The 24,863-nt window shown below is 47.5% G+C and carries 25 protein-coding genes; 11 read left to right on the plus strand and 14 right to left on the minus strand.

The window, feature by feature from the left end; genetic code table 11:
• Window positions 1-208: 208 nt before the first annotated feature.
• Together fabL and mutY are read right to left on the minus strand one after the other, a co-directional pair.
• Window positions 209-955 carry an enoyl-[acyl-carrier-protein] reductase FabL gene (fabL, locus tag EGV91_RS15160; RefSeq protein ID WP_135505139.1) on the minus strand — a complete coding sequence of 249 codons (747 nt, stop codon included), beginning with the start codon at window positions 953-955 and terminating at the stop codon, window positions 209-211.
• A 2-nt stretch (window positions 956-957) separates the two neighbouring features.
• Window positions 958-2,037: an A/G-specific adenine glycosylase gene (gene mutY / locus EGV91_RS15165; protein WP_135505141.1), complete on the minus strand. Its 1,080-nt coding sequence runs from the start codon at window positions 2,035-2,037 to the stop codon at window positions 958-960.
• Window positions 2,038-2,154: 117 nt separating this feature from the next.
• On the opposite strand from mutY, the gene EGV91_RS15170 reads away from it, so the two are divergent.
• On the plus strand, window positions 2,155-3,138 hold the full coding sequence (locus EGV91_RS15170; RefSeq protein WP_135505143.1) for a metal-dependent hydrolase: 984 nt from the start codon (window positions 2,155-2,157) through the stop codon (window positions 3,136-3,138).
• 36 nt (window positions 3,139-3,174) lie between these two features.
• On the opposite strand, the gene EGV91_RS15175 is transcribed toward EGV91_RS15170, so the two are convergent.
• From EGV91_RS15175 to recX, 3 genes are read right to left on the minus strand one after another with little or no spacing between them, the layout of a single operon-like run.
• Window positions 3,175-3,435, minus strand: a complete 261-nt coding sequence (locus EGV91_RS15175; protein ID WP_135505145.1) for a YfhJ family protein — start codon at window positions 3,433-3,435, stop codon at window positions 3,175-3,177.
• A 4-nt stretch (window positions 3,436-3,439) separates the two neighbouring features.
• Entirely contained in the window at window positions 3,440-3,772 is a 333-nt protein-coding gene (locus EGV91_RS15180) for a YfhH family protein (RefSeq protein ID WP_135505147.1), read from the minus strand.
• Window positions 3,765-4,571, minus strand: coding sequence for a recombination regulator RecX (recX, locus tag EGV91_RS15185; protein WP_135505149.1), 807 nt, complete (start codon window positions 4,569-4,571; stop codon window positions 3,765-3,767). Before recX ends, EGV91_RS15180 begins: the two co-directional genes overlap by 8 nt.
• A gap of 93 nt (window positions 4,572-4,664) precedes the next feature.
• On the opposite strand from recX, the gene EGV91_RS15190 reads away from it, so the two are divergent.
• Together EGV91_RS15190 and rlmD are read left to right on the plus strand one after the other, a co-directional pair.
• Window positions 4,665-5,564, plus strand: a complete 900-nt coding sequence (locus tag EGV91_RS15190; protein WP_135505151.1) for a TIGR01777 family oxidoreductase — start codon at window positions 4,665-4,667, stop codon at window positions 5,562-5,564.
• A 41-nt stretch (window positions 5,565-5,605) separates the two neighbouring features.
• Window positions 5,606-6,973 (plus strand): 23S rRNA (uracil(1939)-C(5))-methyltransferase RlmD, encoded by a 1,368-nt coding sequence (rlmD, locus tag EGV91_RS15195; protein WP_135505153.1) that lies wholly within the window; start codon window positions 5,606-5,608, stop codon window positions 6,971-6,973.
• 77 nt (window positions 6,974-7,050) lie between these two features.
• Here rlmD and EGV91_RS15200 read toward each other — a convergent pair whose 3' ends face one another.
• The gene (locus tag EGV91_RS15200) at window positions 7,051-8,238 is read right to left on the minus strand and encodes an MFS transporter (protein WP_135505155.1); all 1,188 of its coding nucleotides are present in this window, start codon (window positions 8,236-8,238) and stop codon (window positions 7,051-7,053) included.
• Window positions 8,239-8,317: 79 nt separating this feature from the next.
• Between EGV91_RS15200 and EGV91_RS15205 the strand changes: the two genes are divergently transcribed.
• The 3 genes from EGV91_RS15205 to EGV91_RS15215 all read left to right on the plus strand — a co-directional run bounded on the left by EGV91_RS15205 (window position 8,318) and on the right by EGV91_RS15215 (window position 11,463).
• A complete protein-coding gene (locus EGV91_RS15205; protein WP_135505157.1) occupies window positions 8,318-8,701 on the plus strand; it encodes an OsmC family protein in 384 nt (127 codons plus the stop codon).
• A 533-nt stretch (window positions 8,702-9,234) separates the two neighbouring features.
• A complete protein-coding gene (locus tag EGV91_RS15210) occupies window positions 9,235-9,429 on the plus strand; it encodes an SE1561 family protein (protein ID WP_135505159.1) in 195 nt (64 codons plus the stop codon).
• A gap of 165 nt (window positions 9,430-9,594) precedes the next feature.
• The gene (locus EGV91_RS15215) at window positions 9,595-11,463 is read left to right on the plus strand and encodes a heavy metal translocating P-type ATPase (protein ID WP_135505161.1); all 1,869 of its coding nucleotides are present in this window, start codon (window positions 9,595-9,597) and stop codon (window positions 11,461-11,463) included.
• 24 nt (window positions 11,464-11,487) lie between these two features.
• Here EGV91_RS15215 and EGV91_RS15220 read toward each other — a convergent pair whose 3' ends face one another.
• Window positions 11,488-12,396 carry a YihY/virulence factor BrkB family protein gene (locus EGV91_RS15220; protein ID WP_135505163.1) on the minus strand — a complete coding sequence of 303 codons (909 nt, stop codon included), beginning with the start codon at window positions 12,394-12,396 and terminating at the stop codon, window positions 11,488-11,490.
• Window positions 12,397-12,416: 20 nt separating this feature from the next.
• Window positions 12,417-12,899 carry a YtxH domain-containing protein gene (locus EGV91_RS15225; protein WP_135505165.1) on the minus strand — a complete coding sequence of 161 codons (483 nt, stop codon included), beginning with the start codon at window positions 12,897-12,899 and terminating at the stop codon, window positions 12,417-12,419.
• 200 nt (window positions 12,900-13,099) lie between these two features.
• On the opposite strand from EGV91_RS15225, the gene EGV91_RS15230 reads away from it, so the two are divergent.
• Both EGV91_RS15230 and EGV91_RS15235 read left to right on the plus strand, forming a co-directional pair.
• Complete coding sequence (locus tag EGV91_RS15230) at window positions 13,100-14,461, plus strand: alanine/glycine:cation symporter family protein (RefSeq protein WP_135505167.1); 1,362 nt, start codon at window positions 13,100-13,102, stop codon at window positions 14,459-14,461.
• 58 nt (window positions 14,462-14,519) lie between these two features.
• Window positions 14,520-14,741, plus strand: coding sequence for a DUF1128 domain-containing protein (locus tag EGV91_RS15235; protein WP_135505169.1), 222 nt, complete (start codon window positions 14,520-14,522; stop codon window positions 14,739-14,741).
• Window positions 14,742-14,787: 46 nt separating this feature from the next.
• Here EGV91_RS15235 and EGV91_RS15240 read toward each other — a convergent pair whose 3' ends face one another.
• The 4 genes from EGV91_RS15240 to EGV91_RS15255 form a co-directional block, all read right to left on the minus strand.
• Window positions 14,788-15,768, minus strand: coding sequence for a class I SAM-dependent methyltransferase (locus EGV91_RS15240; RefSeq protein WP_135505171.1), 981 nt, complete (start codon window positions 15,766-15,768; stop codon window positions 14,788-14,790).
• Window positions 15,765-17,072, minus strand: a complete 1,308-nt coding sequence (locus EGV91_RS15245) for an FAD-dependent oxidoreductase (protein ID WP_135505173.1) — start codon at window positions 17,070-17,072, stop codon at window positions 15,765-15,767. Before EGV91_RS15245 ends, EGV91_RS15240 begins: the two co-directional genes overlap by 4 nt.
• A 113-nt stretch (window positions 17,073-17,185) precedes the next feature.
• On the minus strand, window positions 17,186-18,088 hold the full coding sequence (locus EGV91_RS15250) for a pseudouridine-5'-phosphate glycosidase (protein WP_277751550.1): 903 nt from the start codon (window positions 18,086-18,088) through the stop codon (window positions 17,186-17,188).
• A 14-nt stretch (window positions 18,089-18,102) separates the two neighbouring features.
• The gene (locus EGV91_RS15255; protein WP_135505177.1) at window positions 18,103-19,197 is read right to left on the minus strand and encodes a carbohydrate kinase; all 1,095 of its coding nucleotides are present in this window, start codon (window positions 19,195-19,197) and stop codon (window positions 18,103-18,105) included.
• 147 nt (window positions 19,198-19,344) lie between these two features.
• Here EGV91_RS15255 and EGV91_RS15260 point away from each other — a divergent pair, with 147 nt between their 5' ends.
• The 3 genes from EGV91_RS15260 (at window position 19,345) to EGV91_RS15270 (ending at window position 23,688) form a co-directional block, all read left to right on the plus strand.
• Window positions 19,345-20,577, plus strand: coding sequence for an aminopeptidase (locus EGV91_RS15260; RefSeq protein WP_135505179.1), 1,233 nt, complete (start codon window positions 19,345-19,347; stop codon window positions 20,575-20,577).
• Between the two features lie 1,342 nt (window positions 20,578-21,919).
• A complete protein-coding gene (gene mreBH / locus EGV91_RS15265) occupies window positions 21,920-22,927 on the plus strand; it encodes a rod-share determining protein MreBH (RefSeq protein WP_135505181.1) in 1,008 nt (335 codons plus the stop codon).
• A gap of 197 nt (window positions 22,928-23,124) precedes the next feature.
• On the plus strand, window positions 23,125-23,688 hold the full coding sequence (locus EGV91_RS15270; RefSeq protein ID WP_135505183.1) for a beta-class carbonic anhydrase: 564 nt from the start codon (window positions 23,125-23,127) through the stop codon (window positions 23,686-23,688).
• 68 nt (window positions 23,689-23,756) lie between these two features.
• Here EGV91_RS15270 and EGV91_RS15275 read toward each other — a convergent pair whose 3' ends face one another.
• Together EGV91_RS15275 and EGV91_RS15280 are read right to left on the minus strand one after the other, a co-directional pair.
• On the minus strand, window positions 23,757-24,230 hold the full coding sequence (locus tag EGV91_RS15275) for a DinB family protein (RefSeq protein ID WP_135505185.1): 474 nt from the start codon (window positions 24,228-24,230) through the stop codon (window positions 23,757-23,759).
• A gap of 84 nt (window positions 24,231-24,314) precedes the next feature.
• Entirely contained in the window at window positions 24,315-24,863 is a 549-nt protein-coding gene (locus tag EGV91_RS15280) for a GNAT family N-acetyltransferase (RefSeq protein WP_135505187.1), read from the minus strand.

Raw genomic sequence — 24,863 nt, forward strand, 5'->3', positions numbered from 1 at the left:
CTTTCAATACTGTAGTTTCCTGCCAGACACGGTGGATTCGGCCGTTGTGTTTGTAGCTGTGGATTTGTATCGTTTCTCCCTCCACGGGAATCGCCATGTCCATCCCACCTTTTCGCCTAACCGTATATATTTTCATCGTCTTGACAATTATATCAATCAATTCTGAAAACATACAGCGAAAAGGCAGAAAGGCTTAAGTATAGAAGGATCACATGACGATTGAACGGCCGCCATCGACGATGATCGTCTGCCCGCGAATCATATCCGCATTGTCAGAAATCAGGAATAGCGCGGCTTTGACCATATCATCGATCTCAACCATTCGGCCTGCCGGCGTATTGACACGCGCATCGTTCAATAATTCTTCGCGGTTCGGGAAATGCGTCAATGCTTCAGTATCAATCGCGCCGCCAGAAACCGTATTGACCGAAATCCCTTTTGGAGCGAGTTCGACTGCCAAATAGCGCGTAATTGATTCGACTGCAGCTTTGGAAACTCCGATAGTGGTATAATTTTCCAAATATCGGATGGACCCCAATGAGCTGATACCGATGATTTTACCGCCATTATCCATCAGTTTCGCCGCTTCCTGTGCACCGAACAACATCGCTTTCGCATTGATGTTCATCGTCCAGTCCCAATGCGATTCTTCCAATTCCATCACTGGCCGAAGTACGCCGGATGCCGCATTCGACACAAAGACGTCCAGCCGGCCGAATTCTTCTTTGATTGTTTCGAACATGCCGCGCAATTTTTCAACGTCGCCGACATTCGCGCGAACGAGCAGCGCTTTTTGCCCTCTGGCTTCGATTTCTTTAACCGTATCAAGTGCCGCCGTTTTGCTGCGCGCGTAATTGACTACGATGTCATATCCTTGTTCCGCAAGAGCAATCGCCAATGCTTTGCCCAGCCCTCTGCTGCTTCCTGTCACCAATGCCACTTTTTGTGCTGCCATATTCAAACATCTCCTCTTTGTCGTAAAGCTTCTTTCATCTTTCGGACCGGCCCTGCGACCGGCAGCAATTCGAGCTCTTCAGCCGTCACCCATTTCATATGGGAAGGTACGGTGAGGCCATCGCCTTGCGCAATAAATCCATCCACATTCCATGTTAAATGAGAAAAGACATGTTTGAAAGAAGTAATTTGCTCTGTATTTTCCACCGTTCCTTTGAAATTTTCGGAAAGGTGTTCATCGAGGCCTTCTGGCAACACGGCCCCGCCCATTTCAACCATCGGGAATTGCCACATATTTGCAAGCAGTCCAGATTCCGGCCGTTTTTCCATCAATACGGTCTCGCCGCTGCGGATGGCGAGCATCGCATAATGCAGCTCTTTGCTCTTTTTCGCTTTTGTTTTTACTGGCAACTCATGCTGGCGCCCTTCGTGGAACGCTCCGCATTGTTCGCGGACGGGGCAAAGCAGGCATTTAGGCGACGTCGGCGTACAAATCAACGCCCCCAGCTCCATCAATCCTTGATTGAAGAAAGACGGATTTTCATGGCTGATGATCTCCATCACTGCGTCTTCGAATGTCTTACGGGTTTTCGGCTTTGCGATATCTTCCTCAACAAGCAGGATCCGAGACAGCACACGCATGACATTGCCGTCTACGGCGTGTTCAGGAACTCCATAGGCAATACTTAGCACAGCTCCTGCTGTATAAGGCCCGACACCTTTCAACGAAGAGATTTCTTTACGGGTTGACGGCACGATGCCATTATACTTTTCAGCTACTTCTTTTACACCAGCCTGGAGGTTGCGTGCCCGGGAATAATACCCAAGGCCTTCCCATTGCTTAAGCAAAACTTCCTCTTCGGCATTCGCCAAGTCATTCAAAGTAGGGAATTTCTCGACAAAGCGTTTATAATAAGGGATAACCGTATCAACCCGCGTTTGCTGCAGCATGATTTCGGATATCCATATCTGATATGGGTCTGCAGTCCGCCGCCACGGTAAGTCGCGTTTTTCTTCGGCAAACCAGCTGATTAAATCTTCTTGGAATTTCTTGCTATCGAATTCTATTGGTATTGCCTCCATTCGCTTAGATTATACGCCCTGATTCCGGGGTATAGATTTTATACAGGGAATACATTCATTTTATCAAAATCAATGCCCGACAACCAAATTTCACCGCCTATGAAAGGGGATGAGGCAATGGATACAGGTACACATATTGTTATGGGCATCGCCCTTGGCGGACTTGCAATGGCGGATCCGGTTGTAGCCAGCCACCCGGCGACAGCGACTGCTGTCATCGCGGGCACCATCATCGGCTCCCAGATTCCGGATATCGATACTGTCCTGAAACTTCGCAGCAATGCGATTTATATACGGCATCACCGAGGCGCCACGCATTCGATTCCTGCCGTGCTGTTATGGCCAATCCTGTTGACCGCTGCTATCGGATTCGCATTTCCTTCTGCCGATCTGCTGCATCTATGGATGTGGACATTCCTCGCGGTGTTCCTGCATGTCTTCGTCGATATTTTCAATTCATACGGGACACAGGCGCTTAGGCCCATATCGAACCGATGGGTCGCACTTGGCGTCATCAATACGTTTGACCCGATTATTTTCGGACTCCATCTAGTGGCGTTAATGTTCTGGGCATTCGGCTCCAACCCGGTTTGGACGATGACAATCCTATACCTCGTGCTGGTCTTCTACTATGTCGTGCGTTTCGCGGTGCAAGGTGCCGTCAAGCATGCAGTACGCAATACGATTCCTGGCACGACGAACATCATCGTTGCTCCGACCATCCGTTTTTTTGAATGGCGCGTTGCTGCTGATACGGATCGGCACCATTACGTCGGACGGGCTTACGGCCGTTCCATCAATATCTACGACAAGTTCGAGAAATTGGCGCTGCCGGAATCCAATCACTTGTTCCAAACCGCTTTGAAAGACAAGAACCTTTCCGCTTTCGTGTCGTTCTCCCCTCTTTACCGCTGGGAAATTAACGAATACGGCAAGATTTATGAAGTGCGGCTGATTGACCTGCGCTACCGCAGCAATGATTATTATCCCTTTGTCGCGGTTGCCCATCTCGATGAAAATTACAAAGTGGTCAATTCGTACACCGGCTGGATTTTCAGTGAAGACAAGCTCAGGAAAAAACTCGATTTCAGCCACAACTGAATACACGAAAAAACGCACACAGCCGTGTGCGTTTTTTTAATTCACTGAGTCATTTATCAAATGTGCATATTTCGGGTTGGTGCCGGCAAATTCGTGGATCTTGTCGCCGTAGCTTTCGATCCATTGGCGGATCACTTTCTCCACAACAGCCGTCCCTTGATAATCATATCCTGCTTTTGCATATGAAGCTTCAAAATCCGACACAAGAAGCTCTATCCAGGTGCGGGCTTTTTCGTCCGACAGCTTCGGATTCTTCTCTAATAATTCAGCAGTCAATTCTTCGATTGTCTCGTTCATCCGTTTACTTCCCTTCTTTCAGCGGGCGCAGCATTGAAATCGGCAGCGCTTCTGTGTATTTTTCTCCGCCGAGGCGATAGCCCCAAGCGAAACGCCCTTTTAAATAATCAATCTGGAAATAGACGTTGGGGTCGCCTTCAATGCGGTAAACCTCGCCTTTTTTGAAATCCTCCGGATCCAGCAAATACGCAGCGGCCATGACCGCTTTCCGTTCCAGCACTGCAAATTCGTTGACGATGCCAAGCTGTTCCGCTTTTCGTGCTTTTTCTTTCAAACGCCCGATCTCCGCACGCAGTTCGTGTTCATTCATGTCGCTGTAACGTTTTTCTTCAGTCATCTTCTTGCTCCTTTTTCTCAACATACTCGCTGATAACTTCGCCTGGGAAGCCTTTTTGATAAAGCCCCTGTTTCACTTTCGATACTAAATCACGGCCCGACAGCTTCTTGCTGTGCTTATTCCATAATTTATCGCCTTGTTCAGTGACGCTTTCTGTCCATTGGTCTTCATCTTTCTCCAAGTCCAGGTCAGCAATTGCCTGCTTGATGAGCGTGTAGGAATAGCCTTTGCGCATCAGCGAATCGTTTATTTTTTGCTTGATTTGGTTTGGCGTCTTCGCACTTTCTTTAGCGGCGATTTTTTCTGCCAGCCCTTTGGCGACTTCCAATTGCTGTTCTTCAGAATAGGAATCCAAGACGTCTTTTTGCACTTGTTTATCAATCCCTCTCTTTTGCATATCCTGCTGGATGGCCTTAGGGCCTTTTTTGCTGGATTTCACTTGCGTCCGCATGAGTGCTTCTGAAAATGCGCGGTCGTCCAAAAAATTGAATGTATATAGTTTTTTGACAGCCTCATCGATAACAGCGTCGCCAAATTCTTTTTCTTTCAGTTTGGTGCGCACTTCGCCTTCGCTGCGCATCCGGAACCCCAAGTAATATAGGGCTTTATTATAGGCTTTGCGGACTTCGTCTTCGAAATTGATTTCTTCGAGCGTCCATTGGTCGACTTCTTTGCCTTTGGTCAGCTGATACCGGATCAGCACTGCTTCATCAACACTGAAGGCGAACTTTTCCTCAAGATAGATATTGTATCTTTCCGGATTGTTCTTGCCACGGGTTATTTTAGAAATAATCGGCATCTGCCGGCACCTCTCTTCCTTATCCATTATACCCTTTCAAGTGCTTAAATGCATCGATTCAGGGTACTATTAGAAGAAACGGAGGCGATGAGAATGAAGATTGCAATTACTGGCGGAACAGGCTTTTTAGGCAAAGAATTAACACGTCTTTTCCACACTAACGGCCATATTGTATACATTTTAACAAGAAGCCCGAAAGAATCGACGCCCAACACAAAATACGTCCAATGGCTGACAGAAGGAGCTGCACCGGAACGGCAGCTCGAGGGCATTGATGCCATCGTCAACTTGGCGGGTTCATCGATTAATGATGGCCGCTGGAGCGAACAGCAGAAACGGGAAATCTACAATAGCCGTATGGAAGCGACAGAAGAAGTGCTGCGGATTATCGGCAAGCTGATCCATAAACCGCAGACGTTGATCAATGCCAGTGCCATCGGCATTTATCCCGCTTCTGAAACTGCCACTTATACGGAAACTTCTTCGGAAACCGGCACAGACTTCCTGGCGCGCACAGTCGTCGACTGGGAAAAACTCGCAGACCATGCGAAAGTCCATGGCGTACGCGTCGCCTATGGACGCTTCGGCATCCTGCTCGGAAAAAATGCGGGGGCGCTGCCGCTTATGGCATTGCCTTATAAATTGTTTGTCGGTGGCACTGTCGGCTCAGGCCAGCAATGGGTTTCGTGGGTTCATGTCACCGATGCCGCGCGTGCGATTCAATTCGCGCTGCAAACGAAAGAGCTTGAAGGAGCTTTCAACGTTACAGCGCCGCAGCCTCAGCGAATGAAAGAGTTCGGCAAAGAAATCGGCCATGCCCTGCACCGCCCGCATTTGATCCCGGTTCCTGGCATCGCTTTAAAACTTGCGCTCGGCGACAAAAGCCGGCTCGTGTTAACTGGCCAGCGCGCCTTGCCGACAGTGCTCGAACAGCATGGCTTCAAATTCAATTTTCCGGATTTGCCGTCAGCACTGGCTGATATCTATAAATAAGACTATAATGGACGGATGCATAATATGAAGGACGTGACCGAATGAACGAAACACCTATTATCGAAGAAGGGATGAAATTCCCTTTGACGATCAAACGGCTTGGCATCAACGGTGAAGGGATCGGCTATTACAAACGGAATGTCGTATTCGTGCCCGGTGCATTGCCAGGCGAAGAAATCACCGCACAAATCACGACTGTCAAACGCAATTTCGCGGAAGCCCGCATTTTAAAAATGCGCACAGCGTCCCCTCATCGCCAGACGCCGCCTTGTCCGATTTACGACGCGTGCGGCGGCTGCCAATTGCAGCATCTGGAATACAGCCAGCAGCTGGTTGAAAAACGCGATCTTGTCATGCAGGCTTTGGAGCGTTATTTGAAAGGCGCCAATGTAAAAGTTGAAAACACGATCGGCATGGAAGATCCTTGGCGCTACCGCAATAAGAGCCAGTTCCAGACCCGCTTGAAAGGCACGAAAGTCATTGCCGGCCTATTCGCCGAAGGCTCTCATCAATTGCTGGATATCGAACAATGCATCGTGCAGCATCCCGATACCACTGTCATTACGAATGCAGTCAAACGCATTCTGGAAGAATTGAAAATGCCGATTTACGATGGCAAAACGATGAAAGGCATCATCCGGACCATCGTTGTCCGAACCGGTGTCCAAACCGGCGAAATCCAGCTTGTCTTAGTCACTACGCGCGCGAAATTGCCGCAAAAAGAACTTTTGCTGGAAAAACTCCAAAAGATTGATACCAACCTTGTATCAATCGTCCAGAACATCAATAAAGAAAAAACATCGTTGATATTCGGTGATGAAACCATCACGCTCTACGGCAAAGATACAATCCATGAAGAATTGGGCGAGCTGGCATTCGACTTGTCGGCACGCGCGTTCTTCCAATTGAACCCGAGCCAGACCGTGGCATTATACAATGAAATCAAACGCGCCGCGCAATTGACCGGCAACGAATCGATCGTCGATGCTTATTGCGGCGTCGGCACCATCGGCTTGTGGCTGGCAGATGGCGCGAAAGAAATCCGCGGCATGGACGTTATCCACGAAAGTGTCGTCGATGCCAAGGCAAATGCGAAAAAACAAGGCGTTACAGCGAAATACGTCACTGGTACTGCGGAGAAGTGGCTCGAACTGTGGGCGAACGAAGGTTTTGTGCCTGACGTGCTGACAGTCGACCCGCCACGCACCGGTTTGGCTGATTCCTTACTGAAAACGATTTTGAAGGTCCAGCCGAAGCGCTTTGTCTATACTTCGTGCAACCCTTCGACATTGGCGAAAGATTTGCAGCAATTATCGAAAGTCTACGATATCAAGTATATCCAGCCGGTCGATATGTTCCCGCAAACTGCGCAAGTCGAAGCCGTCACATTGCTAGAAAGAAAAAAATAAACAGCTTTTAATTGCTGCAACGCAAAAAGGGGCATGGAAGCCATTAGGCTGTCCGTGCCCCTTTTTCATTTTCAACTTCATTTTTGCAGCGCAGCTTGTTCCGATTGGCGTCCGCCGCGTGTCAGGATCAATAAGAATAAAAGCAGCAGCATCACCGAAATCAGCAGCAGGAAGCTCAATCCGCCAGCGTGTTCGATAAACAGCCCGCCCAGGAATGGCCCGGATAAACTGCCGATGCTGAATGCAATGCCGCAAAGCAGATTGCCGGTCGGCAACAATTCTTTAGGCAGCAAATCGGCCATAAAGGAAATGCCGAGCGAAAACATCGAGCCGACGCACATGCCGGCAGCAGCGAAAAAGGCCACTGTCAGCCAAGCTTGCGCTTCAAAAAAGCTGGCCGCACCAAATGCCAAAGTGCCGCCCAGCAAGCCGAACAACAGGACATTTCGCCGGCCGATCCGGTCGCTCAATGCGCCAAGCGGCAATTGTGTCGCAATCGCACCTACTGAAAAAGCAGCCAGCATGATGGAGACCATTCCCACTTCGATCGACTGGCGAAGCGCATAGACCGGATAAATGGCATGAATGGAAGCTTCGAGAAATCCGTAGCCAAGCGGCGGCAAAAATGCCACCCAGGCAAGCACAAGGGCCGCTTTGAAACGGCCGAGCGTCCCTTTCTTCGCCATTGCTCCGACTGAAACCTCCGGAAAATCATTGTCCAGAAAAAACACCAGCGACCATGCCGCCAAGCACAGCAAACCGGAAATGATAAACGGCAATGCTTCAAAAACTTCAATCAGCGGAACAAAAAGCGGCCCTGATCCAAAGCCGATGCTGAAAGACATGCCATAAATCGCGATATTGCGCCCAAGCCGGTGTTGGGGAGAAAAACTGGTAATCCACGTCTGCGTCGAAAAATGCAGCGCCTGATCGCCTACACCGATGAGAATCCGCAGGAAAAACCAGAAAAAGACGCTCTTCCACAATGGGAACAGCAGGAGCGAAACAATCACCATTCCCCCGCCTACTAATAACAGAGGTTTATAGCCGAAACGGCGCAATTGGGGTTCCATGAATGGTGCAATCACTAAAGTACCAATATAAAGGCCAGTGGCACTAAGTCCATTCAAAGCCGAAGACACACCATCTTGCTCGAAAATAACTGCTATCAGCGGCAATAGCATGCCTTGGGAAAATCCTGAAATGGAGACGATCGCCACCAAAATCCAGAACCTGCCCTGCCCGCTTTTCAATAAATCTTTCATATTTCCTCCTATAGTAAGCACGTTCTTTTGATTTTAAAAAGAATTCAGCTACAATTTTAACACAAGGAGGAGATTTTAGATGAAATTTACCATGACAGAAAATGGGTTTTCCGGAGATTTGCCGTTCGGCGCATTGAACGTTTCCACCAACGAGGAATTGGGATTCCGCCCGTACCAATTGATGGTCGCGTCATTGGCCATCTGCAGTGCAGGAATTGTGCGGAAGGTATTGGAGAAAAAACGGATGCCGGCAGACGACATTCAAGTCGAAGTGAAAGAAGTCGTTCGGATCGATGAAGAAGCCGGGCGCATTGAGAAAGTCCATATCCACTTTGTGATCAAAGGCGATATCGACGATTCCAAAATGGACCGCGTCTTGGAATTGACCCAAAAAAACTGCTCCATGGTCCGTTCAGTGGAAGACAGCATTGAAGTGGTTGAAACCTACGAACTTATCAAATAACAAATAAGGCTCAGTCCGTGTCTGAATTTCAGATCGCGGCTGAGCCTTTACATTTCTTCAATATCCTCTTGGTTTTTCATAGCTCTTATTTCTTCGGCTAAGCTGCCGGCGAAATGTACGAACCCCCTCCTTAGTGTTCTAACACGATTGGTTTCGTCGATTTCCCTTCGGCCTCCCCTCGCTGTTATTATTCTTAATCTAACACAGCAAAACAATTAAGTAAATATTCAAAACATTGAAAGAGGCTAAATCGCTCTTATTACCTATATAAGTTACATCAAAGAAGCAGCAGAATGAAAATCGCTCGGGTCGCTTGGATATCTTTCGATATGGAGCAAAACAGCAGAGACGCCTGAAAACCTCTGCCCCTGTCTCTTCATCGCTGCGCTAGCTTCGGCCCATGTCTTGCCCGCGGCAAGCGAGGCTGTTTTGCGGAATATCGAGAATTGGTATTCATTAATTCTACTTATCCAGATTTCATTGAAAAATAGCGGTGTTTCCGCTATTATTAGGGATGGAAAGAGGTGTACCAAATGGGAAAATCCATCACGAATAAAGAACAGCAAGTCGATTATATGAAGCAGCGCTTGAATATCTTCCTGCAAGTATTGGATACCATCGAACCGGAAAACACGGAACTTGAAGACATCGACCGCCTGATTGCCATGGTCGACGACCTTGAGGACAAAATGCAGCAATTCAAATCCCGCCCAACTGAAGATCAATAATGTATCCAACAGCCACTGCCTTCACAGGCAGTGGTTTTTTTATTGCCATCGCGCAGTTGAATAGATGAAAAATTCGGATAACTATATGGTAATATGAAGAAAAAGGACTTATTGTTGGGTCTTTGCAATTTAAAATAGTCACAGCTCCAAGAAGGAGGCGCAGAGATGGCTTTTATCCGTACCAATATCGAATTGATCGCTGCCATTGCATCAGGAATTTTAATTCTCGTTGCGTATTATTTGGAAACACAGGAACTTAGCCCGTATTATATCGTCGCTTATTTGCTGGCATTCGGCATCGGCGGCTATGCTAAAGCGAAATACGGCATCAAGAAAACCATTGAAAACAAAGATCTCAATGTGGAAATTCTAATGATTCTTGCAGCTGTCGGCGCATCCATTATCGGCTATTGGACTGAAGGTGCGATTTTGATTTTCATTTTCTCGCTGAGCGGTGCACTTGAAACGTATACGATGAACAAAAGCCGGAAGGAAATTTCCGCGTTGATGGACCTTCAGCCCGAGGAAGCGTGGCTGTTGAAAGATGGCAAAACTGAGCGGGTTTCGGTAAAAGAATTGAATACTGGCGACGTCGTCGCAGTCAAACCTGGCGAACGCATTCCGGTTGATGGCGAAATCCTCTCCGGGCAGACCGCGGTCGATGAATCCGCCATCAACGGCGAATCGATTCCTGCTTCGAAATACGAGCAAGACACCTTGTTTGCAGGCACCGTCAACTTGACCGGCGCCATCACAATGGTGATGACGAAGCCGAGTTCCGAAACACTGTTTCAAAAAATCATTGATCTGGTTCAGTCAGCGGAAAGCGAGAAATCTCCTTCCCAGCAGTATATCGAACGAGTTGAAGGCCCCTATGTAAAAGTGGTGCTGGTGGTATTCGTACTGATGCTGTTTCTCCCGCATTACATACTCGGATGGGACTGGACGACCACTTTCTACCGGGCGATGGTGCTGCTGACCGTGGCCTCCCCTTGCGCTGTCGTGGCGTCCATCATGCCAGCCACGTTGGCAGCGATTTCAAATGGCGCAAAAAGCGGCATCATCTTTAAAGGCGGCATGCACCTGGAGAATTTAAGCCAAGTAAAGGCTATCGCATTCGACAAAACGGGTACGCTGACACGCGGCAGGCCGGAAGTCACAGACTTTGTTATCCGCGAAGGCGTCGACCGCGAGGAAATTATGGCAAAAGTAGCCGGGATTGAATCCCAATCGAACCATCCTTTAGCAAAAGCAATTACAGACTACATTATCCAGCAAGGAATTGAACCTCTTCCCAATGTCCAAATCGAAGATGTGCCCGGATATGGGCTGAAAGCGTTCATCGCTGCAGAACAATTGCTGGTCGGCAAACCGGGATTTGTCGGCTCCAGCGACGCGGAAGCTTTTGAAGGCGGCCTCTTGGAAACTCTGGCCAACCAAGGCAAGACTGTCACGTTTGTGCGCGACAGCAAAGGCATCGTCGCCGCGATGGCATTGAAAGATACGGTTCGTGAAATCGTTAAAACAACCATCCGTGAGCTGAAAAGCAAAGACATCCACTGTCTTATGCTTACAGGCGATAACGAAAAAACCGCAAAAGTCATTGCCAGCGAAACCGGAGTCGACGATTATATCGCGGAATGCCTGCCAGGCGACAAAGTCACCTACATCAAAAATATGCTGGACAATTATGGCACCGTCGGCATGGTCGGAGACGGCATCAATGATGCCCCTGCACTTGCCACTTCCACAGTCGGAATTGCGATGGGAGAAGGCACAGATGTTGCCCTGGAAACAGCGGATATCATCTTGATGAAAAACGATTTATCGCGTATCGCCTACTCGATCCGTCTGGCAAAAAAAATGCAGCGCATTGTCAAACAAAACATTTATTTTTCCATCGGTGTCATCATCGTACTGATCATCTCTAATTTCTTTCAAGCCATCACACTGCCGTTTGGTGTGCTTGGCCATGAGGGGAGCACCATCCTGGTCATCTTGAATGGCTTGCGGATGTTGAACCGAAATGTCTGAACACGCAAAAAAACCGCGAACCTTTTAGGTTTCGCGGGTTTTTCGTATGGCTGAGAATTTATCGCGCCTGCCTTGCATGACAGCATTGATCTGGCCGCCGATCAAAAGCAGCATCGCGGAAATATACAGCCACAGCATCATGAGGATAATCCCCCCGATGCTGCCGTAGGTAGCTGAAAAATTCCCGAAATTATTGATATAAGTTGAAAATCCGAATGAAATAATAAGCCAGCCAACCGTCGTAAAGGCAGCACCGGCCAGTACACTCCGGACGTCCAATTTGACGCTCGGTGCAATCCAGTAAATGACCGAACAGACAAGGAAAATGATTAGGAATGGAATAGTGTATCGAATAACTCCCCATAATTCCAGAAAACCTGCTTCCAGTCCCAAATAGCTGAAAATGAGAAGCCCTACTTGGCGCCCAAAAATCGGCAGCACTAATGCGACAATCAAAATGAAAATCATCAGGATGGTCAACAAAATCGACATGCCGCGCGTCACCAATAACGAGCGTTTTTCTCCCACTCCGTAAGACTGGTTCAAGGATTTAATCAATGAATCCATACCGAGGCTGGCCGACCAGATGGTCGCAATCAGACCGAATGACAGCAAGCCGCTGTTTTGGTTGGTCAGTATCTCGTTGAGCGTCTCTTCAATCAAGATATAGATTTCATCCGGCACTACTTGAGTCAGGAATTGATAGACCTGATCTTTTTTCAAGTTCAAATAGGGCAACAACGTAATCAGAAAGATAAGCAGCGGAAAAATGGATAACAGGAAAAAGAACGCTAATTGCGCTCCCAATCCTAAAACATCCATATCGGCAACCCGTTTTTTCAGTTCTTTCAAGAATCCTTTGCCAGTGGTAACATCGTACTTGGCATCGAGGTTATTTAAACGTTCTTTGGTTGCTTTCGTGTCGTTTTCCATATTTTCAGGCTCGATTTGACTTAAGCCTTTTTTGAAGAATTGGTCGATGAATTAAAGCTGTTAGAAGAATTTCCAGTTCCTGTTGTGCTTGACGAGCTGTTATCATTCCCAAGAGAAGTTGTCGGCGATGGGTTATCTTCTTTTAAAGCAGAAGCTACATCATCTTTCGTTTCAACGATAGCGTCTTTTGTTTCAGTGAAAGCTTGCTTCGTTTCAAGCGCCATTTCTTTTACTTGTGGAGTCAGCCCTTTTAGTTCATTCACTTTTTCGCCTACGTAAGATGCATCTTCTGAAATGCGCGAGTATAAGTTCTGTACTTTTTCAGCTTGCTGTTTCGCTGTGGAAACCAACTCTTCACGATTTTGCGCATAATATTTCGCGTTGCTCGAAAGGTTTTTCGATTTGTTCATGACATCATTTCTCGTGTTGCGATCGAATAACGATACGATAACTCCTAGTGCTGCTCCTACTAATAATCCTTGCAATAATTTGTTTTGGCTCATTGTGTATTCCTCCTAGTGTAATTGTAGTACTTGCGTCTATTGTGGTTTTTTCCCTCTTCATCTGAAAACTAAACTTTCATGTCTGTTTATTTTTCAGAAAAAGCTTGACTCTTCGTTTAATATTTCGGAATATTAACTCTAAAGGTGGTGAGCATTCGACTGTCCACGATACGACTTAACTACATAAGGGGGAAGATTCAATGGAACAATTAGAATTATTTTTAGGAGAAGTCAGCGGTTTTGTGTGGGGTCCCCCGCTTTTGATTTTATTGGTGGGAACCGGAATTTACTTGACCATCCGCCTTGGGCTGCTGCAAGTGCGCTTGCTGCCTTACGCACTGAAACTGGTTTTCACAAAGAACCAGGACAAGGAATCCGTCGGCGACATCACGCATTTCCAGGCCCTCTCCACCGCCTTGGCTGCAACTGTCGGTACCGGTAATATCGTCGGTGTTGCAACAGCTGTTGTACTTGGCGGACCGGGAGCTGTGTTCTGGATGTGGCTATCTGCATTCTTCGGAATGGCCACGAAATACGGCGAAGCAGTATTAGCCGTCAAATACCGCGTCACCGACGCCAATGGCCAAATGGCCGGCGGACCGATGTATTACCTTGAGCACGGGCTGAAACAAAAATGGCTCGGCGTCTTATTCGCTATTTTCGGCGCGATTGCCGCATTCGGCATCGGCAACGGCACTCAGTCGAACTCTGTAGCTGCCGTTGTGCGCGATACATTCAGCGTCCCTACTTGGATCACTGGACTTATTTTAACGGTCTTTGCCGGCGCAGTCATTTTGGGCGGCATCAAAACAATCGGTAAAGTCACTTCTTATTTTGTTCCATTCATGGCACTTTTCTATATTATCGCTGGTATGGCCATCATGGTCATGAACCTTGAATTGATCGGCCCGGCATTTGCGACGATCTTCAGCGCAGCCTTCACAGGCGAAGCGGCTGTCGGCGGAGCAATCGGTGCCGCTATCCGCTACGGCGTTGCGCGCGGCGTCTTCTCCAACGAAGCGGGCCTCGGATCTGCACCAATCGCGGCTGCGGCTGCGAAAACGGATATGCCTGGCCGCCAGGCTCTCGTGTCGATGACGCAAGTATTTATCGACACGTTGATCATCTGTTCGATTACAGGCGTTACCATCGTCATGTCCGGCTTGTACATGGATGATGCCTATGAAGGTTCTGCATTGACGACAGCCGCTTTCGAACAATTCCTCGGACCGGTCGGACCGATCATCGTAGCAGTCGGATTGATTTTCTTCGCTTCTTCAACGATTATCGGATGGTCGTATTACGGCGAGAAATGCTTCCAGTATCTCTTTAAAAACCCATCGCTGTTAATCGTTTACCGCATTGCTTTCATCGCAATGGTATTCGTCGGCGCGACCGTATCACTTGATGTAATCTGGATGTTCTCGGATATCATGAACGGGTTAATGGCACTTCCTAACTTAATCGGATTGCTTGGTTTGTCCGGCGTCATCGCTTTGGAAACAAAACGCATTGTCGCAAAAATCAAAGAAGAAAAAGCAGCAGCGCAATCTGGCAATTGACATTTTTTTTGAACAGTGAAATGATGGGTTATACCTTATCGAAAGGCAGGAACCCATCATGGATCTTTCAAAACAATCCAACGAAAATGTTTCGTACATGATTGAAGAGATAAAAACGAAATTGCGCATGGTCAACGTCGATGCGATGAAGCCTGAACATTTCAACGCTTCCCAGTACGAAGACTTGAAAGAATTATACGAAATGGTCGCGAGCCGTGAAAACATCACGCCGAACGAAATGCAGGCCATCGCCAAAGAACTTGGTTCGTTGCGCAAATAAAAAAATCCCTTGTTATCCAAGAAGCACTTGGAAAGCAAGGGATTTTTTATTTTGAATACTGGACGATGTACCAGCTGCCTTCTTTAATGACCGTGTGAATGCCGAGAAGCTTCAATCCCGCTGTCTCCCCCCACTCGGCAAGCTCTTCGCGTGTCGGCAGGCGGTACAGGTTATCAAAGGATGAGAAAAAGCTGTTGAAGACGTTGGCAAATGGCGGATCGTCGACGCTGCCGGCGATTGGCGTAACGACCGAGAATATCCCGCCTTCTTCAAGCCAGCTTGCCAATTCCGTAAATAGCGCCTCGCGTTTTTCCAGGTCAATGTAATGGATGACGTTATTCAGCATCACCATATCGTATTGCCGCTCCGGTTGATAATGCCATAAATCTGCATTGACGATTTCGATATTGGCATCATCCTGGGTCAGCTGCTCGGCTTTCTCTGCAACTGCCGGACTGATTTCAATGCCCGTAAAATGGGTATCAGGAAAACGTTTGGCAAGCTTCTTGATATAGCCCGCTTCCCCGCAGCCGATATCCAGCACTTGTTTAAATTCATTGTCCCGAATCTTTTTCGACATTTTCGGCATTGCCAGGACTTCCAGCAGCCTGCTCGTTTCAGCGACTGTCGGTGCATGCTTTTCTTCGTCAAAATGGCTTCGGCTTTTCTCCCGCATCATTTCCGGGTATTGGAGCAGCGTCGGAATATGCAATTCCATCATTTCTTTCAATAGAACGCCCGACGAGTTATTGCCTTTTGGCTTAGGCAGCTTCCAGGCATTCGCGATTTTGTAGCGTCCTCTTCCCGCTTCTTTCAAATGGCCGATCGACAAACCCACCATGATCCATTGTTCCAGCAAATCTTCATCCAGCTGCAGGGCATCCGCCACATCGAATTTGCTCATCGGCCGCCCGAAAGCTTTGAACAAATCCAGCTCGTAGCCGACATAGGCGTGCCAGCTCGATAAGAATGGCTCGTTCCGCTTCATATACATTCTTGCTGTAATCATTTTCATCACATCTATCATTTAAGTCCCTCCACTTTCCACGGATAATCATCATTCTTGGTGTAGTATTTCAATTCTTTCATATCGGGCTTCAAATCAGTGGTTCGGACCGGCATGAACCCGCCTTGGATAATCCGGTCGCGGAAATTCTCTTTCCACATCCCAAGGCCGGAAACATTCAGCATTTGTTTAAAGTGGAGTACAGAATCTTCTTCCATACGCTCAAACGTCTTTTGGCGGAAATAGCTTACCGTCTTGAAGGGAAATGAATAGGCGAGCGCCGCCAAGTGGCTGAGCTGGATCACGTGTTCAGCTCGCCGGTACCTGACTTTCTCGTACCATGTCAGATTGTCATCAGAAGCATCACCCTGTTCAAGCATGTCGGCCAATAGCTCTCCTAAGACATCCGCATCCTGGATCGCCATATTCATCCCTTCCCCTGCCATGGGATGAACCGCATGGGCAGCGTCTCCGATAATCACTTTATTGCCTTTTACATACGAAGGCGCGTGGTACATCACAGGTATCATCAGCTGGATTTTCTTCCAGTCTTTCAATTGCTGGACATAACCGTCCACGGCTGGCGCCAAATCTGTATAAAGTTTATGAAAATGGCTGATGGGCTTTTTTTTCAGCTCCTGGTAATCGCCTTCAGGGATCAGATAAACGCTGCGCACTTGCTGGTCGGGCAATGGAAAGAGACCGAGGAACCGATTGTACGTGGAGATGATTTTGCCATCCTTGAAGGTTTCCGCTCTCGGAAAAGTGACTGTCAGGAAATGATGGTTGTAGAGCGTCTGCTTCACTTCAATGCCCATATCTTTGCGTGTTACCGATGTGCGCCCTTCTGCGCCGATGAAATAATCGGCCTCGACTTCGAACTTGTCATCGCCTTTTTGCAAAATCGCCGCTTTTTCCGTAAACCCTTTGCAGGCGGTGCCGCTGTAATAATGGAAATTTCCGTATTCTGCTGCGGCATCCCGCAGGACTTTTTTCAACTCTTCATGGTGAATCATATAAGCCGCATCGTATTTGCCGGGCAGCACGCTGTAATCCATATATGATTGGTCCCTTACTTTAAGGGAACTTGATAATTCCAGCATATCGAGCACTTTGATTTCATTGGCGCTTGAATGGATAGCATCGAACAGGCCAAGGCGGTCGAAAATCTGCATGCTCTTTGGCTGCAATAATTCACCTTTATATACCGGGGTCTTATTCGTCAGCCGCTCAGCCACTACGACATCTACGCCCCTTTGGACAAGCTTCAGGGCAAGTGTTAAACCTCCCACTCCGCCGCCACTGATAAATACATCTGTTTTCATGCATTTCAGCTCCTTGTTTTTCTGTACCCGTTAAGCCATCCAATGAAAACACTAAAACCCTCTGTTTATGCAAAAAGAAGCCCTCTTTTGGAGGGCTTCCCGTAAATCGATTCCTATAGCCTATTTAGTTCTACAGCTAATTGCGCGCCGACTTGAGCGTTGTATTTTACCAATTCAATGTTTGCAACCAGGCTCGATCCGCCCGTCAGTTCTTTCACTTTGCCAAGCAGGAATGGCGTCACTTCTTTGCCTGCTATGCCTTGCGCCTTGGCTTCCGCCATTGCCTGTTCGATAATCCCGGAAATGAAAGACTCTTCCAGCGCATGCTCTTCAGGTATCGGATTGGCGATAACCGCTCCGCCTTCAAGCCCAAGATCCCATTGCGCTTTGAGGACATTAGCCATCGTAGCCACATCGTCTGCACGGAACGTCAAGTCAAATCCGCTGTCGCGTGTATAGAAAGCCGGCATTTTATCCGTTTGGTGGCCGATGACCGGAACACCTTTCGTTTCGAGGTATTCGAGCGTGAGCCCGATATCCAAAATCGATTTCGCGCCTGCACAAACAACCGCTACGCTCGTTGAAGCCAATTCTTCAAGGTCCGCTGAGATATCCATTGTCGTTTCGGCACCGCGATGAACGCCGCCGATTCCACCAGTTGCGAATACACGGATGCCTGCCAGCTCAGCACAAATCATCGTTGCTGCAACTGTAGTGGCACCCAATTTTTTCGTCGCGATCAATTGGCCGATGTCGCGGCGAGATACTTTCGCCACGTCCGGGCTATTGCCCAAAAGTTCCAATTCGTCATCGGATAAACCGATTTTGATTTTTCCGTCCATGATGGCAATTGTTGCTGGCACTGCCCCGTTGTCGCGGATGATCGCTTCAACGATTCGCGCTGTTTCAACGTTTTGAGGATACGGCATGCCGTGTGAAATAATCGTGGATTCGAGTGCCACCACCGGCTGCTTGTTGTCCATTGCCTGTTGTACTTCAGTTGAATAGGTAATCATGTCTGCTAATTTTGTCATGTTCGTTCCTCCAGTTCTCGCTGTAATTGTTCAGCGGATAAATCGCTGCGCACAGTCAATGCGCTTTGCAGGGTTTTCGCCGCATTGGCAAGCCCTGCTTCAATATTGCTGTTGAATGGCTGCCCGTTCAGATAACTGTGGATGATTCCGCTGGAAAAAGCATCGCCCGCTCCTGTCACTTCTACGATAGCGGGTACCGGGTGCGCCGCATAATGGCGGACATTCCCGCCTGTTCCAGCCATTACGCCTTCCTTGCCGCCTGTGACCACGACATGTTCAGCACCGAGGCGCATGAGCTCTTCAACTGCTTGCCGCCATTGCTCCTCTGTTGAAATAGAACGATCCAAAAAGCGGCCAGCTTCTCCGCGATTTAAAATCAGCCACGTAATGCCAATCAAATCCTTGCCCAAGCGGTTCATTTTCGGTTCTGAAACCGGAATGACGGCAAAAGGGATCCTCTTGGATTTCGCCAGCTTATGGATTTCATCCAGTGTGTCAGCCGGGCAATTCAAATCCGACACGATAAAACTAGCTGACAACAGATCTGCTTCGCTGCGGCGGATGTATTGGGGCGTCATGGCTTCATAAATCGCCATGTCCGCCATTGCGATGACCATTTCACCTCCGGGCTCCAGTACTGCCGTATAGGTGCCCGTCGACAAAGCAGCGTCCACTTTCGTCAATTCCGTGTTCATAAATGATTTGGATGCTTCTTCTATCAAGTTCCATTCCGGATCATTTCCGGCGATTGACATGAGCTTCACCGAATGGCCGAGGCGCCCAAGGTTCTCTGCGATATTGCGCGCCACACCGCCAATGCTGCGGCTGACGCTCGCCGGATTGGAAGTTCCCATCTGCGCCGCATGCTCCAAACGAAATTTGCGGTCCACGTTCGCGCCGCCGATGCAAATCACCGTATCTTCTTCTGGCAGAATATACGCCCGTCCCGCAATTTTCCTTTGCTTGATCAATCCGGAAATCAGATTCGCCACTGTCGGCCTCGAAACACTCAATTGCTCCGCCATTTCCTGTTGGGATAAATACGGGTTTTTCCGAATCAATTCCAGCACTTCGATTTCCTTCTTATTCACATTTCCACCTCCCGAACAAACATTTGTTTATAATATAAACTTTTATAATGAATTTTGCAAGTTATTTATTTCCGCCTTTTATTGCCAAAACATTGCCAGGGCAATCTGAAAATTGCTAAAATGGGAAGGATGAAAGGGGAGATTCAATTGACATCATTTGAACAAAAATTGACGCGTTATGCAGAACTCGCAGTAAATGTAGGGGTTAATATCCAAAAGGATCAGGAATTATACATAGTTGCAGCATTGGACGCAGCACCATTTGTCCGCGTGGTTACGAAAAAAGCATACGAGGCTGGTGCTAAACAAGTTTATGTCGACTGGCTTGACGATGAAATCACACGCGTCCGCTTTGAACTGGCGCCGGAAGATTCATTTTCCGATTACCCTGCTTGGAAAGTCCAGGAGCGCGAAATTCTTGCCGAAAGAGGCGCTGCTTTCATGAGCATCGTTTCCCAAAGTCCGGACCTCTTGAAAGGCATCGATTCAAAACGCATCGCAGCCAACCAAAAAGCGACAGGAACGGCGTTGAACAAATACCGCCAATACGTCCAATCCGATAAAATCAGCTGGACCGTTCTTGCAGCACCTTCAAAAGCATGGGCTGCCAAAGTCTTTTCCGATTTGCCGGAAGAACAGCAAGTCGATGCCTTATGGGATGCCATCTTCAAAGCAGTGCGGGCTGACCGCGACAATCCTGTGGAAGAATGGATCAAGCACGATGAATTGCTCCACACCAAAGTGGATTACCTGAACAGCAAAAAATACGCGAAATTGCATTATACATCACCGAACACCGACCTTGAAGTCGCTCTTCCAAAAGGCCATTTATGGTGCGGAGCCGGCTCGATCAATGAAAAAGGCGACAAGTTCATGGCAAATATGCCGACTGAAGAAGTCTTTTCCGTTCCTGAAAAAACAGGCGTAAACGGCTTTGTGTCCAGCACAAAACCATTGAGCTATGGCGGCAACATCATCGACGATTTCAAAATCACATTCAAAGACGGCCGCATCGTTGAAGTCACAGCTGCCGAAGGCGAAGAAGTTTTGAAGGAATTGGTCGCCACGGATGAAGGTTCGCACCATTTGGGCGAAGTGGCGCTTGTGCCCCACCATTCACCGATTTCCGATTCAAATATTTTGTTCTACAACACATTATTTGATGAAAATGCCTCTAACCATTTTGCCATCGGCAGCGCCTACGCATTCTGCCTGGAAGGCGGCAAAACAATGTCACCGGATGAACTAACAGCGCACGGCTTGAACCAAAGCATCACGCATGTCGACTTTATGGTCGGTTCTGAGAAAATGGACATTGACGGCATTCTAGAGGACGGCACGCGCGAGCCTGTTTTCCGCGGAGGCAACTGGGCTTTTTAAGTATCGCTAATTCGACACTTAATTTTTCCCAGCTTATCATGTATACTAAATATTGATAATGACAGTTTAGAGAGGAGTTATCACTATGTTATATGGCGTTACAGTAACCCTCGGGTTTATGGTTGTAATCTTCCTGTTCTTTTTCACTTTGATGTACTTTTTGCGCAAAGAGCTTCATACTCATGATGCAGAACACGTTGATCCACTTCCAGAAAAAAAAATATTAATAAAAAACACCGCTTCTCACTGAGAAAGCGTGTTTTTATTAGTATGAGCTACTATATAAATTGAATTAATGATTCCGGTTATCGATATTCCACAAAACAGCTTCGCTTGCCGCGGGCTCGCTCCCAAGCCTCCTCGGTCGCTACGCTTCCTGCGGGGTCTCGAGAGTCTCGCTATTCCGCAGGCGTCTCCGCTGTTTTGCTCCATATCGAAAACTATCTTAGCGCCGGCGCGGCTTCGGACTGGGCGAAGCAATAAGACGAGTGATTTTCTCGGCTTATTGCGGGAGCCAAGGAGATGGCCAAATGAAATTAGGACCATTTACTTTGCGACGAGCTTGCGCAGGAGCAATCGTCTTTGCTCTGTCCAAAGCGCCGAAGCGGCATATTTGTGCTAATTCTTAATTTCAGCTTATATAGTTGAAATTTATAAATAGTCGATATTTCGCAAAACAGCCCCGCTAAAACATATGCTCCTGCATCGCTGCGCTAGCTTCGTCGCAAAGAATTGACCGAACTATCTTCGGCCAATTTCTTTCCTGCGGGCTTGCGCCGAACTAACTCGTGCTTAAACCCGAGTGGACTTCGCCACTTCATCGCTTCACTGCTCCCTTGGGAGTCGGATCTGTTTTACTCCATATCTAGTGATAATAAACAAAGTGTAGATACTTCTCTCTTTTATTTTACCCCATATAAGAAATGATTAGATATTAAGATTCACCTTGAATGAAGCGGAAGACGGCGACTCCAGCGGGATAGCGAGACAGGCGAGACTCTGCAGGAGCGAAGCGACGAAGCGGCTCGGCGCTCGCCCGCGGAAAGCGTCCGTCTGAAGCGAAATGAAAAGGACGACTTCAATTTCAAGTTTGTCTAAAAACAGCGAATTCTTCCTAAAAAAGCGGTGTTTTTTATTGTTTCGATATAATTTATTTATTACAGTTCAACATCAATTATTTTACAGCAGGATGACAATATATGCCTTTATACCCTATAAAATGGCTTCTTTTCCAACATAAGACCTTTCTTATGTATCATTTTCCTGTTTCGTTCTTTTTACCGCATTTTTTACGTGGTAAAATGCAAAATGGTACTTGTTTATTATTAGGAGGAGTTTAGGCATGTTTTCTTCAACAGATATTGGAATTGACTTAGGAACAGCGAATATTTTAGTATACACAAAATCAAAAGGCATAATTTTAAATGAACCTTCAGTGGTTGCTTTAGATACAAAGACTGGCCGCGTTATCGCGATTGGCGAAGATGCAAAAGCCATGATCGGCAAAACGCCAGGTTCAATCCGTGTTGTGCGCCCATTAAAAGATGGCGTTATCGCAGATTTCGATGTCACTACTGAATTATTGAAAATGGTTATGCAAAAAGCGGCTAAACAAATGGGCACTTCTTTCCGCAAACCGAATGTGATGGTTTGTACTCCGTGCGGCGCTACTTCAGTAGAACGCCGAGCTATACATGATGCAGTTAAACAAAGCGGCGCGAAAACCGTTCATTTGATTGAAGAACCAGTAGCAGCAGCAATCGGCGCCGACCTCCCTGTCAGCGAGCCGATCGCCAGCGTTATCGTCGATATCGGCGGCGGCACAACAGAAGTCGGCATCATCTCTTTCGGCGGCGTCGTATCTGCCAACACAGTAAAAGTTGCCGGCGATCGCATGGACGAAGACATTATCCAATACGTCCGCAAGCATTATAACGTGTTGATTGGCGAGCGCACTGCCGAGAATGTCAAAAAAGAAATTGGCTATGCCCTAGTTCCACATAAATCAGAAACCATGGAAATCCGCGGACGCGACGTCATGACGGGCCTTCCAAAAGTGGTTACACTGACTTCCACTGAGATTCAGGAAACATTGAAAGAATCACTTCTTTCCATTCTTGAATGCATCCGTGCAACACTAGAAAACTGCCCGGCTGAATTGTCAGGCGACATTGTCGACCAAGGTGTTGTGATTTCAGGCGGCGGCGCATTGCTGAAAGGCATGCAGCAATGGCTGTCACAAGAAATTTCTGTTCCTGTGCACATCGCACCACAACCGCTTGAGTCTGTTGCAATCGGTACTGGCCGTTCACTTGTCATGCTCAGCAAACTTGAAAAAATTTCACGCTAAACACATGCAGCCCGGAAGCTTATCGCTTCCGGGCTTTTTTATCTATTCGATAACTTTAAAAGCCCCTTAACTTATTGTTTCTAAGGGGGGATAAAATTTATTGGCGTAAATGTTTTTACTTTTCCAGCATAGTTTTAGTCGTTTTTTTCAGAAATTTGTTCTAAACTGGAGAAAAGAGCTTTAAGGAGGAATATACCATGTCGATGCTTGAACAGATTTTGGAATACAATCAAGAGTTCGTTGAGAAGAAAGAATATGAACAATACATCACGACAAAATTCCCTGATAAGAAAATCGTTATTTTGACTTGTATGGATACCCGGCTATTTGAAATGCTGCCGAAAGCCATGAACTTAAAAAATGGCGATGTGAAAATCGTCAAAAGTGCTGGAGCTGTTATCAACCACCCTTTCGGCGGAATTATGCGCAGCCTTTTCGTAGCAGTTTATGAATTGAATGCAGACGAAATCTATATTATCGGACATTACGATTGTGGCATGTCCGCTATCGACCCACAATCGATTCTAAGCAAAATGAAGGCGCGGGGCATTGAAGAAGAGACCATTGAAATGATGAAGTATTCTGGAGTGGACCTTGAAGAATGGTTCCGGGGCTTTGACGATGTAACAGAAAGCGTTCGCCACAGTGTCCAAATGGTCACGAATCATCCGTTGATGGACAACACGGTCCCGGTCCACGGCTTGGTGATCGATCCAACCACCGGCAAATTGGACTTGATTGTAGACGGCAATAAAAAATAAAACTGCATTAGTTTTTCAAATCAAAAAACCGCTAAGGGAACTTCCCTTAGCGGTTTTGTGCAGTCATTTTATTTTTTAAAATAGATATAATCAAGCGGGATCCCACTATAGCCGAATTGGCGCAGAAACGACGTTACTTGTCCGCGATGGTAAGATGCATGATTAATGACCGTGAACAGCATTTCTTCCCGCGAATTGCTGAAATCGATGCCGCGCATATTCTGGAAGTCCAGCGTCTCTTGCCATTGTTCTTCATTGAGCGACGCAAAATACAAGTCCATTTCAGCGTGCAGTAAGCTAAAAGCTTCGATGGCTTTTTCGACTGTCGAGACATCAAAATTCTCAAAAGCCGGTTTCGGATTCCCCATCATGCGCTGCAGCCAAAGCTTCTCGACGCCGATTACATGCTTTGTCGTCTCTTCTATCGAAGCGAATGAATTCTCCCCTGGCCGTGCATAGAGATCTTCACCGCACGATTGAACATGTTTCAGGCATTCAGCAGTCGCCCATTGGTGATAGGCAAAAAGTTTGTTTCGATCCATGTCGAATCCTCCCTTTCGTATTGTCTATTCCCAGAACCAGCGGGCAAGTGTGTTCCGCCACTTTTTATAGGCGGCCTTGCCCTTTCAAAACTCCCTTTCAAGCAAAGCGTATTGGTAATGGTCTTCCCATTCTCCATTGATATACAAAAATTCTTTAAGCAGGCCTTCGCGCTGAAAACGCGATTTTTCAAGTACCCGTACCGATCCGGCATTGCGCGGCGAGACATACGCCTCGATGCGGTGTAGGCGCAGTTCTTCAAAGCCGAATGTCAGCACAAGCCCGACCGCTTCAGTAGCGATGCCCTTGCCCGTTGCGGATTCATCTATTGAATACCCGACAAGTGCACTCAGGAACGGCAACCGCTTAATGCCATAGATGGAGATATGGCCGATCATTTTATTGGTGGCCACTTCAAAAATGCCAAAACTGTACTCCCGGTTTTCACGTGACTGGTATATGGATTCCCGGATCTTCTCGCGCTGCACCATGGCCGTGAAATAGCTGTCCGGATGGCGCGGTTCATAAATTGCCCAGTATTCGCGGTTGCGCAGCAGCAACTGGACAATTTCATCCGCGTCTTCAACTGCCAAGGTCCGGATATAACAAATGCGTCCCTCGAATCTCAGCTTCAT

The sequence above is a fragment of the Planococcus koreensis genome (genome assembly GCF_004761975.1).
GTDB lineage: Bacteria > Bacillota > Bacilli > Bacillales_A > Planococcaceae > Planococcus > Planococcus koreensis.